The 16,377-nt window shown below is 73.4% G+C and carries 14 protein-coding genes; 6 read left to right on the top strand and 8 right to left on the bottom strand.

Annotation, left to right across the window (positions count from 1 at the left end; genetic code table 11):
* The first annotated feature begins 70 nt into the window (after positions 1-70).
* Both JOD49_RS04280 and JOD49_RS04275 read left to right on the top strand, forming a co-directional pair.
* The gene (locus JOD49_RS04280; RefSeq protein ID WP_205306115.1) at positions 71-577 is read left to right on the top strand and encodes an acyl-CoA thioesterase; all 507 of its coding nucleotides are present in this window, start codon (positions 71-73) and stop codon (positions 575-577) included.
* Positions 578-692: 115 nt separating this feature from the next.
* On the top strand, positions 693-1,493 hold the full coding sequence (locus JOD49_RS04275) for a hypothetical protein (RefSeq protein ID WP_205306114.1): 801 nt from the start codon (positions 693-695) through the stop codon (positions 1,491-1,493).
* On the opposite strand, the gene JOD49_RS04270 is transcribed toward JOD49_RS04275, so the two are convergent.
* The 6 genes from JOD49_RS04270 to ptsP all read right to left on the bottom strand — a co-directional run bounded on the left by JOD49_RS04270 (position 1,474) and on the right by ptsP (position 7,940).
* Positions 1,474-3,147 carry an SDR family oxidoreductase gene (locus JOD49_RS04270; RefSeq protein WP_205306113.1) on the bottom strand — a complete coding sequence of 558 codons (1,674 nt, stop codon included), beginning with the start codon at positions 3,145-3,147 and terminating at the stop codon, positions 1,474-1,476. The genes JOD49_RS04275 and JOD49_RS04270 overlap by 20 nt on opposite strands.
* Before the next feature lie 66 nt (positions 3,148-3,213).
* The gene (locus JOD49_RS04265; protein ID WP_205306112.1) at positions 3,214-3,510 is read right to left on the bottom strand and encodes a hypothetical protein; all 297 of its coding nucleotides are present in this window, start codon (positions 3,508-3,510) and stop codon (positions 3,214-3,216) included.
* A gap of 127 nt (positions 3,511-3,637) precedes the next feature.
* Positions 3,638-4,636 (bottom strand): DNA topoisomerase IB, encoded by a 999-nt coding sequence (locus tag JOD49_RS04260; RefSeq protein WP_205306111.1) that lies wholly within the window; start codon positions 4,634-4,636, stop codon positions 3,638-3,640.
* Positions 4,637-4,684: 48 nt separating this feature from the next.
* Positions 4,685-5,593, bottom strand: coding sequence for an acyl-CoA thioesterase (locus JOD49_RS04255; RefSeq protein WP_205308797.1), 909 nt, complete (start codon positions 5,591-5,593; stop codon positions 4,685-4,687).
* An 88-nt stretch (positions 5,594-5,681) separates the two neighbouring features.
* Positions 5,682-6,101 (bottom strand): globin, encoded by a 420-nt coding sequence (locus JOD49_RS04250; RefSeq protein ID WP_372441350.1) that lies wholly within the window; start codon positions 6,099-6,101, stop codon positions 5,682-5,684.
* 147 nt (positions 6,102-6,248) lie between these two features.
* Positions 6,249-7,940 (bottom strand): phosphoenolpyruvate--protein phosphotransferase, encoded by a 1,692-nt coding sequence (gene ptsP / locus JOD49_RS04245; protein ID WP_205306110.1) that lies wholly within the window; start codon positions 7,938-7,940, stop codon positions 6,249-6,251.
* Positions 7,941-8,329: 389 nt separating this feature from the next.
* Here ptsP and JOD49_RS04240 point away from each other — a divergent pair, with 389 nt between their 5' ends.
* Positions 8,330-8,560, top strand: coding sequence for a PTS sugar transporter subunit IIB (locus tag JOD49_RS04240; protein WP_205306109.1), 231 nt, complete (start codon positions 8,330-8,332; stop codon positions 8,558-8,560).
* Between the two features lie 8 nt (positions 8,561-8,568).
* Positions 8,569-9,081: a PTS sugar transporter subunit IIA gene (locus JOD49_RS04235; RefSeq protein WP_205306108.1), complete on the top strand. Its 513-nt coding sequence runs from the start codon at positions 8,569-8,571 to the stop codon at positions 9,079-9,081.
* A gap of 11 nt (positions 9,082-9,092) precedes the next feature.
* Here JOD49_RS04235 and JOD49_RS04230 read toward each other — a convergent pair whose 3' ends face one another.
* Positions 9,093-10,289, bottom strand: coding sequence for a mechanosensitive ion channel family protein (locus JOD49_RS04230; protein WP_205306107.1), 1,197 nt, complete (start codon positions 10,287-10,289; stop codon positions 9,093-9,095).
* A gap of 217 nt (positions 10,290-10,506) precedes the next feature.
* Here JOD49_RS04230 and malQ point away from each other — a divergent pair, with 217 nt between their 5' ends.
* Entirely contained in the window at positions 10,507-12,684 is a 2,178-nt protein-coding gene (gene malQ, locus JOD49_RS04225; protein ID WP_205306106.1) for a 4-alpha-glucanotransferase, read from the top strand.
* A 146-nt stretch (positions 12,685-12,830) separates the two neighbouring features.
* On the opposite strand, the gene pepN is transcribed toward malQ, so the two are convergent.
* A complete protein-coding gene (gene pepN, locus JOD49_RS04220) occupies positions 12,831-15,392 on the bottom strand; it encodes an aminopeptidase N (protein ID WP_205306105.1) in 2,562 nt (853 codons plus the stop codon).
* Between the two features lie 202 nt (positions 15,393-15,594).
* On the opposite strand from pepN, the gene JOD49_RS04215 reads away from it, so the two are divergent.
* A complete protein-coding gene (locus tag JOD49_RS04215; protein ID WP_307822675.1) occupies positions 15,595-16,242 on the top strand; it encodes a mycothiol-dependent nitroreductase Rv2466c family protein in 648 nt (215 codons plus the stop codon).
* The last annotated feature ends 135 nt before the right edge of the window (positions 16,243-16,377 follow it).

Genomic DNA, 16,377 nt, shown 5'->3' with positions numbered 1-16,377 from the left:
GTGACCCGGGTGCCTCGCCGCCGATCACCGGCGGACGAGAGGCGCGAGCCCACGCGAAGAAAGGACTTCCATGACCCGCCTGCACGTCCCCGTAGCCCTGCGCTGGTCCGACCTCGACGCCTACCAGCACGTCAACAACGTCGAGATGCTGCGGCTCCTGGAGGATGCCCGCATCACCGCGTTCTGGCGTCACCCCGAGGCCTCGATCGAGGAGAGCTGGCCGACGGCGGTCCTCGACACGGGGCCGCACGCGACGTCGCACACCCTGGTCGCTCGGCAGGAGATCGAGTACCTGCGGCCCCTGGGGTTCACGCGGAGCCCGGTGCGCGTCGAGATGTGGCTCGGGCACCTGGGCGGGGCGAGCCTCGAGGTCTGCTACGAGGTGCACACCGAGTGGCCCGACGGCGCGGAGCGCACGGGGCCGTCGATCGGCAGCAGGCCGTACGCCAAGGCCGCGACGACGATCGTGGTCGTGGACGCGGCGAGCGGAGCGCCCCGACGGATCACCGACGCCGAGCGCGCGGCCTGGCAGCCGTTCGTCGAGGAGCCGCTCGAGTTCCGTCGCCGGGGGCGTTGAGCACCACCGCTCGGTCGACGTCGGGGACGCTCTCGCCCCCCGAGGTGGGACGTCCGCAGGTCCGGTGACGAACACGACCGTGACGGATGCCCCCGGTAGATGTCATGATGCGCGCGTGGACACCGTAGAGGTTGTGGGCGCCGACGTGGCCGTCGACGCCGGACCCGAAGACGTTCTGCCCGTTCTGCCCCATCCTGAGCCGACCGTCTCGGACGTCGAGATCGAGCTCGGCGCCGTGGACTGGGCCGCCTACCAGGGGGCGTTCGGCGCGGCCGACGTGATCCCTGCCCTGGTGCGTGCCGTGGTGGGGCCGGCGGGTGCCGAGCAGGACGAGGCCCTGGACCTGCTGTGGCAGGTCGTGAACCACGAGGGTGCGCTCTACGAGGTGTCGGTACCCGCGCTGCGCGTGCTCGCGGCCGTCGTCCGGGACGACCGCCAGCCCGAGGACGTGCGCAGCGGGGTCGCGCTGCTCCTGCTGACCATGGGCGCGGCGCACCTCCCCGGCGAGCCTGCCGACCAGGTGGACCTCCAGCTCGAGGTGCTGCTCGCCGCGCAGGAGGTCCTGCCGGGCCTCGACGCGTCCTTCCTGCACGGTCCCGCGACGCTCCAGGTCGCGCTGCTCGCGTTCCAGGCCGTCACGGGGGAGGCCACCTCCGCCGCGGGCCGCGCGGCGATCGCGCGGCTCGTCGCGGCCGACGAGCCCCTGCTCGCCGCGATCGCGTCCCTGACGTTCGACCTCGTCTCGGGCGCGGTCCCGGCGCGCGGGGCGGTGCACCGGCCCGGCGTGCTCGACGAGGACATCCGCGAGCTCATCGAGGACTACGCGGACCTGACCGACGTCACGCTCGCCGGGATGGTCGTCAGCGAGACAGCGTTCGCCCTCGTCGACCGGATGCTCACCGCGCTCGAGGAGTAGCGGCGGTCCGCCCGGCCTGTTCCTGGGGCTGCCTCCCGGCCTGCTGCTGCGCAGCCCGCTCCGCGGCCTCGGCGATGTTCTTCTGCATGCCCCCGAACACGACCCCGTGGAACGGCTTGACCGACCACCAGTACGCCTGCCCGGCGAGCCCGTGCGGGTGGAACAGCGCCCGTTGCGCGAAGTAGGACCGGCCCGGCCCGGACGCGTCCTCGGGAGCGGGACCGACGTCGTCGGGCCCGGTGATCTCCTCGGCCGACTCGTCGACGCGCAGCTCGAGCCACGCGAGGCCCGGCAGCCGCATCTCGGCGCGCAGCAGCAGGCGCCGGCCGGGTTCGATCGCCTCGACCCGCCAGAAGTCCAGGACGTCGTCGACCACGAGCGTGCGCTCGTCGCGGCGTCCGCGTCGTAGGCCCGGCCCGCCCGAGAGCCGGTCGAGCAGTCCGCGCACCCGCCACGCGAGCGACCACGAGTACCAGCCGCGCTGCCCGCCGATCGACTCGATCACGGACCACAGGACGTCGGCCGGGGCGTCGACGACCCGACGGCGCTCGTCGACGTAGAGCGAGCCGCCCGCCCAGTCGGGGTCCGAGGGCAGGGGGTCGCTCGGCGCCCCCTCGACCGCGGCCGACGACCAGCGCGTGGTCACCTCGCCGTCGTGGACGCGCTGGAGCGCGAGCTCGACCGCGCGGCGGAAGCCGATCAGCCCGCCGGGCGGGTCGGGGACGTACTGCGCGATGTCGTGCTCGTCGCACACGACCTCGTGGACGAGCGACTCGACGAGCGGGCGAGCGATGCTCGCGGGCACGGGGGTCACGAGGCCCACCCAGTGGCTCGACAGGCGCGGCGTCAGGACCGGCACGCTCACGATGACCCGTCGCGGGAGCCCGGCGACCTGGGCGTAGCCCTGCATCATCTGTCGGTACGTCAGGACGTCGGGCCCGCCGATGTCGAACGCGCGCGAGACGTCCGGGGGCATCGTCGCGCTGCCGACCAGGTAGCGCAGCACGTCACGGATCGCGATCGGCTGGATGCGGTTGTCGACCCAGCGCGGTGTCGTCATCGCGGGCAGGCGCTCGGTGAGGTAGCGCATCATCTCGAAAGACGCCGAGCCCGAGCCGAGGATGACCGCGGCCTGCAGGACCGTCGTCGGGACGCCCGAGGCGAGCAGGATCTCGCCCACCTCCTTGCGCGAGGCCAGGTGCGGGGACAGGTCTGCGTCGTCGACGTCGGGGAAGAGCCCCCCCAGGTAGACGATCCGCCCGACCCCCGCCTCGCGGGCCGCCCGGGCGAACGTCAGGGCCGTACGCCGGTCCCGGGCCGCGAACGAGCGGCCCGTGCCGAGCGAGTGGATCAGGTAGTACGCGACGTCCGCACCCCGCAGGGCGTCGCGGATCTGGTCGAGGTCCGCCGCGTCGGCCCGGACCAGGTCCACGTGCTGCGCCCAGTCGCGCCCGGCCAGGCGTTCGGGGCGGCGGGCGATCGCGCGGACGTGGTGCCCGGCGTCCAGGAGCTCGGGGACGAGGCGGCCGCCGACGTAGCCCGTCACCCCCGTGACGGCGACGGTCAGGGGTCGGGCCCCCGCGACGGGTACGGCGGGCCCGCCGGCAGGGGTGGTGGCGGTGGACTGGGGAGCGGCGTCATCGGTGGGAGTCATGGTGCTCCCCATGGTGACCCGGGGGGCGGCCGCTCGCGACCGGCCGCCCCCTGGGGCCTGCGAGCGTCAGGCGGGCAGGGCGAGCGCCAGGACGAAGATCGCGAAGAACGGCACGCCGATGATCGCGAGCCCCCACTTCCACCACCAGTGGATCGAGAGCTCGCCCCGGGCGCTGGTCGTCTCGTCCGCGGTCAGGGGGCGCTGGGCCCAGCCCGACGGCGTGAGCGTCGCGAGGCTGTACTCCCGCGGCACCGTGATGCGGAAGAGCCAGAAGATGTGGACGTAGGTGTAGGCGAGGACCAGCGCCTGCTCTGGAGAGATGTGCTGAGACTTGGCCTTGCGGCCCCAGCCGAAGAAGATCATCGTCGATGCTCCGTGCTTGAACGTGAAGAGATGGCGGCAGAACGTAGCACGTCCAGGAGACTCTCAGGAAGGGCCGTTCGTCCCGTGAGGCACGTGCGGCCCCGAGGCGCCCGGACCGGGTGCGCGCCTAGGCCAGCAGGTCCAGCACCGCGCGCTCGGCCGCGGCCTGGCCGCGGCGCCCGCCCAGGAGCGGTGCGATGGTCTGCCCACGCTCCCAGAGGTCGACCAGGCGAGGGTCGATGTACGACGAGCGCGCGACGGCCGGGGTGTTGCCGAGCTCGTCGGCGACGTCCCGGACCACGCCCGCGACCACCGCACGCCGGGCGCGATCGGACCGGGGCGGGGGACCGGCGTCGGCCAGTGCACGCGCCGCGAGGACCGTGGCGTGCCAGGTGCGGAAGTCCTTCGCGGTCGCGTCCTCGCCCAGGCGCTCCTTGAGGTAGGCGGTCACGTCCGAGCTCGTCACGTCGTGCCAGACGACGCCGTCCGGTGTCTCCTCGCGCCACGCGAGCAGGTCGCCCGCGTCCCGACGCCGCACGAGCGTCGTGACGACCTCGCGGACCCGTTCGTCCTCGACGACGACGTCACGCACCTGCCCCGACTTCGCGGGGTAGTGGAAGTGGACGGAGCCGTCGCGCCGCACGCGCACGTGCTCGGTGCGCAGCGTCGCGAGCCCGTAGCTGCCGTTGCGCTTCGCGTACGCCTCGCTGCCGGCCCGGAAGTACGCGAGGTCCAGGAGCCGGAACGCGAGCGCAAGGACCTTGGCCCGTGGCATCCCGTCCGCCGCGAGGTCCTTGGCGACCCGGCGGCGCGCGGCCGGGAGCCGGGCACCGACCGCCAGGACGTGGTCGAACTTGCGACGGGCCCTGCGCTCGCGCCACTGGTCGTGGTACAGGTACTGGCCGCGCCCTGCGTCGTCGTACCCGAACGCCTGGATGTGACCGTCCGGGTACCGGCAGATCCACACCTGGGACCAGGCGGGCGGGACGACCAGGCGCGTGCACCGCGCGAGCTCGTCCGGGTCGGTCAGGCGCGAGCCGTCCACGTCGAGGTACGAGAACCCCTTGCCACGGCGGCGTCGGCCGTACCCGGGAGAGGAGACCGAGACACGGCGCAGGCGGACCATCCGGTCATCCTGCCCCGCGCCCCGGCGACTCGCTCGTCAGGGGTTCGATCAGACCGGCAGCCGCAGCATGCCCTCCTGCGCGATGCTCGCCACGAGGCGACCGTCGCGCGTGAAGACGCGCGCGGCGCCGAGGCCCCGCCCGCCCTGCGCGCTCGGGGAGGACTGGACGTAGAGGAGCCACTCGTCGACGCGTGCGTCGCGGTGCCACCACATGGCGTGGTCGAGGCTCGCGATCGACGCACCGGGCGTGACCCAGCTGGACCCGGTCTTGCGCAGCACGGGCTCGAGCATGATCTGGTCGCACGCGTACGCCATGAGGGCGCGGTGCAGGAGCTGGTCGCCCTCGACCGGGCCGCGGGCCTTCATCCAGACCATCTGCTGGTCGGTGCGCTCGGCACCGGGGCCCAGGTAGAGCGAGCCGCCCACGTGGCGCAGGTCGAACGCGGCCTCGTGCGAGCGCGAGCGCGCGGCGGGGTGCGGGATCTTGCCGAGCTCGTCGAACGCCGACGGCAGGGTCTCGGGATCCGGGGCCTCGGGCATGGGCGAGGTGTGCTCGACGCCGTCCTGCTCCTCCTGGAACGACGCGATCATCGACAGGATCGGCTTGCCGTGCTGGACGGCGTGCGTGCGGCGTGCGCTGAACGAGCGGCCGTCGCGCAGTTTCTCGACCGCGAACTCGATGGGGGCGTCGAGGTCGCCCGCGCGCAGGAAGTAGCCGTGCATCGAGTGGGGCCGGCGGTCGCCCTCGACCGTCAGGCCCGCGGCCATGAGCGCCTGGGCGAGCACCTGACCGCCGTAGATGCGGGCGTTGGGCTGGTCGACGCTCAGGCCGCCGAAGCGCACGTCGGCCCCGTCGGAGCGCGAGTCGTCGGCGGGCTTCTGCTCGAGCCGGAGCGCACGCAGCAGGTTGCCGAGCGGGTCGCGCGCGAGCTCGTCGGCCGTGACCTTGGTACGCAGGGGCTGAGGCTGGGTGGCCTGGGCATCGCGGGCGGTCTCGTCGGGCTGGTCGGGCTGCTGGGTCTGGGGGGCCGTCACGTCGGTCACGTCACTCCTCGAAGGTGTTGATCAGCGAGTGGGCGGCCCGCTCCAGGTAGTCCCAGAGCGTGGCCTCGTGCAGCGGGGCGAGGTCGAGCGAGTCGACCCCGGCGCGCATGTGGGCGAGCCAGCGGTCCCTCGCGTCGGGGTTGACCTTGAACGGGGCGTGGCGCATGCGCAGGCGGGGGTGGCCGCGCTGCTCCGAGTAGGTCGTGGGTCCGCCCCAGTACTGCTCGAGGAACATCGTCAGCCGGACCTTGGCGGGGCCGAGGTCCTCCTCGGGGTACATGGGCTTGAGCACGGGGTCCGCAGCCACGCCCTCGTAGAACACGTCGACGAGCCGCACGAAGGTCTCGTGCCCCCCGATCGCGTCGTAGAAGCTGTCCGAGGACGCGACGGACTCGCGCAGGCGCGGGGTCGTGGCGCTCACCGGGAGGGCAGCGGGGGAGCCGCCAGGAGCCGGCGCGGGCGAGCCACCGGGGTGGGGGACGGGATCGCTGGTCACGCGGCCATCATCCCATCCGGCCCGACGGGTCGTGGCGCCCGGGCGACGTGACGCTCGCCGCTGTCGCGCTGCTCACAGCCCCAGGTCGTCGAGCTGCGGGAGGGCCGCCCGCACCGCGGCACGCGCGTCGGCCGCGCTCTCGGCCGCGAGCGCGAGCTGTGCGACCTCGCGGCACTCGGCGATCGTGACCGCACCGAGCAGCGCGGCGACGTCGGGGATCGCGCGCGCCGTCATCGACAGCGAGGACACGCCCAGCCCGACGAGCACGGCCGCGAGCACGGGGTTCGACGCCGCCTCGCCGCACACGCCCACGGGCCGCCCCTGGAGGTCCCCGCCGCGGCAGGTCGCTGCGACGAGCTGGAGGACCGCGGGCTGCCAGGGGTCGCTGAGCTCGGCGAGCGAGCCGAGGAGGCGGTCGGCCGCCATGGTGTACTGCGTGAGGTCGTTGGTGCCGATCGAGGCGAAGTGCGCGCGGGCGAGCACGGGACCGGCGAGCAGGGCCGCGCTGGGCACCTCGATCATGACGCCCGCGGTGTCGAGCCCGTGGGCCGCGCACCGGGCGACGAACCACTCGGCCTCGGCGACGGTCGAGACCATGGGGGCCATGACCCACACCACGGCCTCCTCGGCCGCGGCCGCGAGCGAGACTGCCTCGAGCTGCTGCTCCAGGAGGTCGGGCCACTTCTCGGCCGTGCGCAGCCCGCGCACCCCCAGGGCAGGGTTCTCCTCGTCGTCGACCGACAGGAAGTGCAGGGGCTTGTCGGCGCCCGAGTCGAGCGTGCGGATCACGACCTTGCGGCCGGGGAAGGCGTGGAAGACCGTGCGGTAGGCCGCGACCTGCTCGGCGATCGTGGGCGGCTCCTCGCGGTCGAGGAACGCGAACTCGGACCGGAAGAGCCCCACACCCTCGGCCCCGGCAGCGGCGGCGGGCGCGGCCCCCGCCGGGTCGCCGATGTTGGCCAGGAGCTGGACCCGGTGACCGTCCGCGGTGCGTCCCTCGCCCGAGAAGGTCCGCACCGTCGCGGCCAGCGCGCGGGCGGCCGCGACCTGCTCGTCGGTCGGTCGGACCAGGACGGTCCCGGCCGACCCGTCCACGAGGACGGTGTCCCCGGCGCTGAGCGCCGCGCTCGCCCCGGCCGCGGCGACGACCGCGGGGATGCCCATGGCGTTGGCGACGATCGCGGTGTGCGAGGTCGGTCCGGCGCCGTCCGTGACGATCGCGAGCACGCGCGCCGGGTCGAGGCTCGCCGTGACCGACGGGGCCAGGTCGAGCGCGACGAGGACGAAGGGCTCGGAGTGGTCGGGGACGCCGGGGGCGGGGCGTCCCGAGAGCGCCGCGACGATCCGGTCGCGCACGTCCGCGATGTCGTGCGCGCGCTCGGCGAAGTACCCGCCGAGGGCCTCGAACTGCTGGGCGACCGACTCGGCGGCCTCCCACACGGCGCGCTCGGCGATGAGGTGCTCCTCGACGACCCGCCGTTCGGCGTCGGCCGCGAGCGTGGGGTCGGTGGCCATGGCGGCCGTGGCCTCCAGGACGTCTCGCGTGTCCCCGGTCGCGGAGGCCGCGGCGCGGTCGAGGTCGGCCTGCACCTGGGCGGCCGCGACCGGGATGCGGTCGGCCTCGGCGCGCAGGTCGGCCGTGGGCGCCAGCCGGAGTCCGGGGGAGGGCTCGGCGAGCGGTTCGGGCAGGAAGACGACCGGCCCGACGACCTTCCCGGGGCACACCCCGATACCGGTGATCGTCCGCTGTTCCTCGCTGGCCACGACGTCCTCCTGAGCTCGTCCGGTCCCGACGGTCGGCCGGGTTCCCCTACCTCGCAGTGTTCCCCAGCCGCGAGCGGAGCGCCAAGCGGGCCACGGGTCGTGCGGGCCGCCCGGCGGAGGACGCGATACGGCCCGACGGCGTCGCCCGGCCCGGGCGTGCGGGTCGCCCGCGGCGGCGGTGCGGCCGGGCGGGACGGGCCGCGTGTGGCGGGACCAGCCTGCACCGTGCGTGGCTCGCGCAGGGTGCGTGGCGCCGTCTGGCGACGGAAATCGCCCGCAGTTGTCCCTCGTCACCACGCTTCGTGAGACTAGGGTGAGAGAAAGAGGCCTGTTCGCAGGCTTTCGCCCCGGCAACGGCGCCCCGCAGCACAGGAGTCAGGAGTTCGTAGATGAGCAAGGCACAGCAGATCCTCGAGGCGCTCGGCGGACAGTCGAACGTGATCGACCTCGAACCCTGCATCACCAGGCTGCGCGTCGAGGTGACCAACCCGGCCCTCGTCGACGAGGTCGGGCTCAAGGCCACGGGGGCCTTCGGCGTGGTCCGCTCGGGCCGGGTCATCCAGGTGATCGTGGGCCCCGAGGCCGACAACCTCGCGGCCGAGCTCGACGCCCTGCGCTGACCCGGCTGATGCCACCGACCGATCCCTCCGCGCGGACCGGCCCGTCCACGGACAGGCCGGTCCTGGGCGTCGGTGCCCCGTTGAGCGGCACGGTCGTGGCACTGGCCGACGTCCCCGACCCGGTGTTCGCCCAGTCGTTCGCGGGGCCCGGCCTCGCGATCGAACCTGCGCTCGACGGGGACGGGATCTCGACCGTCGTGGCCCCTGCGACGGGCACGGTCGGCTCCCTCTTCCCGCACGCCTTCGCGCTCGAGGTCGACGGTGGCCGCACGGTCCTGGTCCACCTGGGCGTCGACACGGTCCGGCTCGGAGGAGAGGGGCTCCAGCTCCACGTCGAGCCGGGGGACCGTGTCGAGGCCGGTGCGACCCTGCTCTCCTGGGAGCCGCTGCGGGTGGCTGCCCTGGGGCTGGCGACCGTGTGCTCGGTCATCGCGCTCCAGGGGGACCCGTCGCTCCTGACGCTGCTCGTCGAGCCGGGCCGGAGGGTCGAGGCCGGGGAGCCCCTCCTGTCCTGGACCTGAGCGCGTAGCCGCTACCGGTCGGACTGCGACGGGTCGTCGCGCAGGGCGTCGCGGGTCTGGACGGAGTCCTTGACCTGCACCTCGTCCTTCGGCTGCACCGTGTCGCGCGCCTGCAGGGCGTCCCGGTTCTGCGCGGTGTCGCGGTTGTGCACCGCGTCCCGGGCAGGGACCGCGGCGGGCGCGGGGGCCGTGCCGTGGGCGGGCACCGGGGCCGGGCCGCCGACCTGCGCTGCTCCGTCCTCGGGAGCCTCGGCGACGGCTCCCGGACGCTCGGCCCCGGCCAGCGGCACGTCGGCGGCGGCGAGGCGCTCGCGGACCGTCGTGCGCAGTGCGCGGGAGATCTCGCCCTGCATCGACGCCTGGGTCTTGACCGAGACCTTGAGGACCATCTCCTCGGGTGTCATGGACTCGATGCCGGACACGGCCGGCGGCTCCAGGAGGTAGGTGCCCAGCACGGGGTCCGCGGCGACCGCCTCGCCCGCTTCCCGCAGGACGCGCTCCACCTGGTCGAGGTCGGCGAAGTACGCGACGTGCACCTCGGCCGAGGCCCGTCCCCACTCCTGCGACTTGTTGCCCGTGCGCAGGATCTCGCCGTTGCGGATGTACCAGAGCGTGCCGTCGGCGTCGCGGACCTTCGTCACACGCAGCGCGACCTCCTCGACCGTCCCGGCCACGACCCCGAAGTCGACCGAGTCCCCGACCCCGTACTGGTCCTCGAGCAGCATGAACGTGCCCGACAGGAAGTCCTTGACGAGGCTCTGCGCGCCGAAGCCCAGGGCGACGCCCACGATCCCGGCCGACGCGAGGAACGGGGCGATGTTCATGCCCAGCTCGGTCAGGACCATGAGGACGAGGATCGACCCGATGAGGATGTTCGCGGTCGAGCGCAGCACGGAGCCGATCGTGCGGGCCCGCTGTGCGCGCCGCGCGTTCGCGAGGGGGTTGGCGCGCAGCAGGACGGTGCCGACCGCGGACTGGCTGAGGCCCTTGAGCCCCTTCATGCCGCGGCGCTCGGTCAAGGGCGTGCCGTCGGCGATGTGCTCCGTGACGCGGTTGATGAGACGGCGCAGGACCGCGAGCAGGATCGAGCCGATGACGACGATGAGGATGATCCGCAGCGGCGTGCCGAGGAACCACTCGAGCCAGACGTTGGCCTGCCCGGCGATCTGGTCGCCGAGGTCGGTGGGGGACGGGGTCGGAGAAGCCATCTGGGCAGGTTACCTGCCTCGACCCGGCCCCCGACGGCGTCTCCCGCCGCACGTGACGAGCCTCACCGGGAGCCGGCGGGCGGGTCCTGCGGAGGGCCGGTGTGGAGGGTGGGCGGGGGGTGTGCGCGGGCGCTCGGGGGGCTGAACCTGGCGACCACGCGCGCCACACCGCGCCCAAGGTCTGCCGTGGCCCCCGCGCTCTGGCAGGATCACCCTCGTGAGCGTTCCACAACATGTCACGGCCGACGTGCCCGAACCGCTGGTCCAGCTGGCCGCGGCCCATGGTGTCGCGCCCGACTTCTGGGGCTTCGACGGCACACGGCGCCAGGTGAGCGCGCAGACGCTGGTCGCGGTGCTCGAGGCGCTGGGCGTGCCGGCGTCGTCCCCCGAGAAGGTCGCCGTGAGCCTCGAGCACTCGGTCGACGACGAGTGGCGGCAGATGCTGCCCCCGACGGTCGTGGTGCGCCAGGGCGACGAGGTGCGGTTCCCCGTGCACGTCGCGGACGGTGCGCCGGTCGAGGTGTGGGCAGAGCTCGAACCCGTCGAGGAGCCCGGCTTCCGGTCGACCGCACCGGCGGTGCGCGAACGCCGCGCGCTGGTGCAGGTCGACGCCTACGTCGAACCACGCACGGTCGACGGGCGCGCGATCGGGCGTGCGACGTTCGCCGTCCCGGCAGACTTCCCGTTGGGCTGGCACGAGCTCCACGCCACGAGCGAGGGCACGGGCGCGCGGGCGACCCTGGTCGTGACCCCGCAGCGGCTCGAGCTGCCCCCGGCCGTGCGCGAGGGGCGGGCCTGGGGGCTCATGGCCCAGCTCTACTCGGTGCGGTCCAGGGCGTCGTGGGGCGTGGGCGACCTCGCGGACCTCGCGGACCTCGCCTGGCTCGGCGCGCACCGCGCCGGGGCCGACTTCGTGCTCGTCAACCCGCTGGCCGCGGCCGAGCCACGCACGCCCATGACCCCGTCGCCGTACCTGCCCACGAGCAGGCGCTTCGTGAACCCGTTGTACATCCGCGTCGAGGACGTGCGCGAGACGGCCTACCTCTCGGCGGCGGACCGCTCGCTCGTCGAGTGGGCGTTCGACCCGGTCCGTGACCTGAGCTCCGACGCCGGGCCGATCGACCGCGACGCGGCGTGGGAGGCCAAGAAAGCCGCGCTCGAGGTCGTCTTCGCGGCTCCCCGGTCCACCGCGCGCCAGGCCGCGTTCGACGCCTTCCGTGCCGAGCAGGGCAAGGGGCTCGAGGACTTCGCGACGTGGTGCGCGCTGGCCGACCACTTCGGTGACCGCGACTGGCCACCCCTGGCCCTCGACCCGGCGTCGCCCGCGGTCGCGGCGCTGCGCGAGCAGCTCGACGACCAGGTCGAGTTCTACTGCTGGCTCCAGTGGGTCGCCGACGAGCAGCTCGAGGTCGCGCAGCGCACGGCCCTGGACGCCGGGATGTCGATCGGGATCATGCACGACCTCGCGGTGGGCGTGCACCCCCACGGCGCCGACGCCTGGGCGCACCGCGGCGTCCTCGCGGGCGGCGTGACGGTCGGTGCGCCGCCCGACATGTACAACCAGCAGGGTCAGAACTGGTCGCAGCCGCCGTGGGACCCGCGCGCGCTGGCGCGTGCCGGGTACGCCCCCTTCCGTGACCTGCTGCGCACTGTGCTGCGTCACGCGGGCGCGATCCGGGTCGACCACGTCATCGGCCTCTTCCGCCTCTGGTGGATCCCGGGCGCGGCGCGGGCCGATGCGGGAGCCTACGTCCGCTACGACCACGAGGCGCTCGTGGGCATCCTGTGCCTCGAGGCCCAGCGCGCCGGTGCGATGGTCATCGGTGAGGACCTCGGGGTGTATGAGCCCTGGGTGCGCGACTACCTTGCGGAGCGGGGCATCCTCGGGACCTCGGTGCTGTGGTTCGAGAAGGGCGAGGGCGGCGGCCCGTTGGCCCCCGAGGCGTTCCGCCGGCTCGCGCTCGCGACGGTCACGACCCACGACCTGCCGCCGACCGCGGGGTACCTCGCGGGCGAGCACGTCGACCTGCGCGAACGCCTCGGCCTGCTCACGGAGCCGGCCGCCCAGGTCCGCCAGGCGGCGCGTGCGGAACGGGACGGCATGGTCGCGTTCCTCGCCGAGCGCGGTCTGATCGGTGACGACCCGTCCGAGCGCGAGCTCGTCGAGGCGTTGCACGTCCTGATCGCCCAGACGCCCGCGGTGCTGGTCGGCGTCTCGCTCGCCGACGCGGTGGGGGAGCGTCGCACGCAGAACCAGCCCGGGACGGACCAGGAGTACCCCAACTGGAAGGTGCCGCTGGGGGACCCTTCGGGCAACGTGGTGCTGCTCGAGGACCTGTTCGACAACGCCCGCCTGCTCTCGCTCGCGAAGGTCATGCGGGAGTCGTTGTCCTGACGCGCGCCCCGAGGTAGAGGCCTGTCGTCGAGGTAGAGGGTTCCAGCCCTCTACCTCGACGTGACCCCTCTACCTCGCGCTCCGGGCTACGGCCGGGGTGGAGGGAAGCGTCCCCCCACCCCGGCCGTGGGCCGTTCGTCAGGCCGTCAGGCGTCCGCGCCCTGGGCCGTGAGCGCCCGCTCGACGCCCGCGAGGTTCTCGACGACCAGACGGCGCAGCGCCGGGGCCGCGTCGGTGTGGGCGTCGAGCCAGGCCTGCGTCGCGTCGCGCAGCGCGGCGTTCGCGAGCGGCGCGGGGTACAGGCCCACGACCAGCGTCTCGGCGATGTGGTAGCTCCGCTCGGCCCACAGCGTGGTCAGCGAGGAGAAGTACTTCTCGACCAGGGGCGCCAGGACCGCGGGGTCGTTGACGTGCTGGAAGCCCTGCGTCGTGGCGCGCACGATCGCGTTGGGGGCCTCGTCCGAGTCGACGAGCGAGGCGAACGCAGCGAGCTTGGACTCGGTCGAGGGGGCCGTCGCGGTCGCACGGGCAGCGGACTGCTGGCCCGTGGCCGTGTGGTCCTGCGCGAGCGCGGCGTCGACCTCGGCCTGGTCCGCGCGGCCCAGGAGGACGAGGCCCTCGAGGATCTCCCAGCGCAGGTCCGTGTCGATCTCGAGGCCCTCCAGGGCGACCGTGCCGTCGAGCAGGCCGCGCAGCGCGTCGGCGTGCGCGGGCGTCGAGGCCAGGTGCGCGAAGAACTTCACGAACTGGAACTGGGAGTCCGTGCCGGCCTGCGCCGACTGGGCCAGGCGCCACAGCTCGTCCCCGACGACCGCGAGCGTCGCGGCCTGCTTGCCCGGCGTCACGTAGGACTTCGCGGCCAGCGCGAGCTGGTTGAGCGTCGTGCGGATCGTCGTGGACTCGGTCTCGCGGGCGATGTTGCCCAGGACCAGGCGCACGTACTCGCTCGCCGGCGTCTCGCCGTCGCGGGTGGCGTCCCACACCGAGCCCCACACGAGCGAGCGTGCGAGCGGGTCGGTGATGTCGGCGAGGTGCTCGACCGCGACCGCGAGCGACGCCTCGTCGAGCCGGATCTTGGCGTACGCGAGGTCGTCGTCGTTGAGCAGGACGAGCTGCGGCCGGTCGAGGCCCGCGAGCTCGGGGACCTCGGTGCGCTCGCCGTCGACGTCGATCTCGACGCGGTGCTCGCGCACCAGGCTCCCGTCGACCACGTTGTAGAAGCCGATCGCGAGGCGGTGCGGGCGGATCGTCGGGTAGTCGGCCGGGGCCTCCTGCAGCACCGCGAACGACACGATGCGGCCGTGCGCGTCGAGCTCGATCTCGGGGCGCAGCGTGTTGACGCCCGCGGTCTCGAGCCACAGGCGCGCCCACGAGCCGAGCTCGCGACCGCTCGTGGCCTCGAGCTCGGTCAGGAGGTCGGTGAGCTCGGTGTTCTTGTACTCGTGCTTCTTGAAGTACTGCGCGACGCCCGCCATGAACGCGTCGATCCCGACCCAGGCCACGAGCTGCTTGAGGACCGAGCCGCCCTTGGCGTAGGTGATGCCGTCGAAGTTGACCTGCACGTCCTCGAGGTCGTTGATGGTCGCGACGATCGGGTGCGTCGAGGGGAGCTGGTCCTGGCGGTAGGCCCAGGACTTCTCCATGGCCGCGAACGTCGTCCAGGCCTCGTGCCACTCGGTGGCCTCGGCGGTCGCGAGCGTCGAGGCCCACTCCGCGAAGGACTCGTTGAGCCACAGGTCGTTCCACCACTTCATGGTGACCAGGTCGCCGAACCACATGTGCGCGAGCTCGTGCAGGACCGTCACGACACGACGCTCCTTGATCGCGTCGGTGACCTTGGACCGGAAGACGTACGTCTCGGTGAACGTCACGGCGCCCGCGTTCTCCATGGCCCCGGCGTTGAACTCGGGCACGAAGAGCTGGTCGTACTTCGCGAACGGGTACGGGTAGTCGAACTTCTCCTCGAAGAACGCGAAGCCCTGACGGGTCTTGGCGAAGATGTAGTCGGCGTCCAGGTGCGGCGCGAGGGACTTGCGCGCGAACACGCCGAGCGGGATCACGCGGCCGTCCGAGGACGTGAGCTCGCTGCGCTCGACCACGTAGGGGCCCGCGACGATCGCGGTGATGTAGGTCGAGATGACCTGCGTGGGCTCGAACGTCCAGGTCGAGGCGTCCACGGCGGAGTCGGTCGCGTGGGTCGCGGGGACGGGCTCGGGCGTGGGCGAGTTGGACACGACCTGCCAGGCGGAGGGCGCCGTGACCGTGAACTGGAACGTGGCCTTGAGGTCGGGCTGCTCGAACGCGGCGAACACGCGGCGCGAGTCGGGGACCTCGAACTGGCTGTACAGGTAGACCTCGCCGTCGACCGGGTCGACGAAGCGGTGCAGGCCCTCGCCCGAGTTGGTGTAGGCGGCGTCCGCGACGACGCGGAGCTCGTTCTGGGCGGCGAGACCGTCGAGCTGGATGCGGGAGTCGGCGAAGACGCGGGCGACGTCGAGCGTCTCGCCGTTGAGCACGACCTCACGCACCGTCGGTGCGATCAGGTCGATGAAGGTGCTCGCCCCGGCGGTCGCGGCGAACCGCACCACCGTGGTCGAGCCGAACGTCGTGGGTCCGGTCGTGAGGTCGAGGGCGACCTCGTAGGAACGGACGGTGACGACACCGGCGCGCTCGGCGGCTTCGGCGCGGGTGAGGTTCTCTCCGGGCACAAACATCTCCTCAGTACGGATCGGGCTGGCCGGGTGGGCCGCGTCGATTCTCCCACGGGGCGTCTCGCTGGTCGCCGTGTTTGGCGCATCCTCCCAGGAGCCGGAATGTCCGGGTCGGCGGGCGTGTTGAGCCTCCCGGGGCGTGGTTGCGCGACCCCGACCGCCCTGCCCACCCGCTGAGGAGACCTGCCCCGTGACTGCTGTGACGACGTCGGACACCACGCGAGACCTGCACGAGAGCGACGCCCCCGTACGCACCGCCGACTTCTGGTTCGACCCGCTGTGTCCGTGGGCCTGGATGACGAGCCGGTGGATGGACGAGGTCTCGAAGGTCCGCGACGTGAGCGTGCGCTGGCACGTCATGAGCCTGTCGGTCCTCAACGAGGGCCGCGAGCTGCCCGAGAAGTACCAGGACCTCATGGAGCGCGGCTGGGGCCCGGTCCGCGTCGTGATCGCGGCGCAGCAGGAGCACGGCGACCAGGTCGTCAAGCCGCTCTACGACGCGATCGGCACGCGCCTGCACCCGGGCGGGCGCAGCGACTTCGACGCGGTGATCGCCGAGGCGCTCGCGGAGGTCGGTCTGCCCGCCTCGCTCGCCGAGCACGCGACGAGCGACCGCTACGACGCCAAGCTGCGCGCCTCGCACGCCGAGGGCATCTCGCGCGTGGGTGAGGACGTCGGGACGCCCGTCGTCGCGTTCGGCGACGTCGCGTTCTTCGGCCCCGTCGTGACGCCCGCGCCCACGGGCGAGGACGCGGGCCGGCTGTGGGACGGGTGCATCCTGGTCGCCTCGACGCCCGGCTTCTTCGAGCTCAAGCGCACGCGCACGCAGGGCCCGGTCTTCGACTGACCTCGGCGCACGCCCGACGGCGCATCCTCGCTCCCGCGCGAGGGTGCGCCGTTCCTGCGCCACGGGTGGAGGGGGCGGTGTCGGTGACGGTCGTGCCGAGGCCGCCGAGGCCGCCGAGGCCGCCGAGGCCGCCGA

The organism is Oerskovia jenensis (assembly GCF_016907235.1).
Classification (GTDB): Bacteria; Actinomycetota; Actinomycetes; order Actinomycetales; family Cellulomonadaceae; genus Oerskovia; species Oerskovia jenensis.
This window is presented reverse-complemented; position numbering and strand designations above follow the sequence as displayed.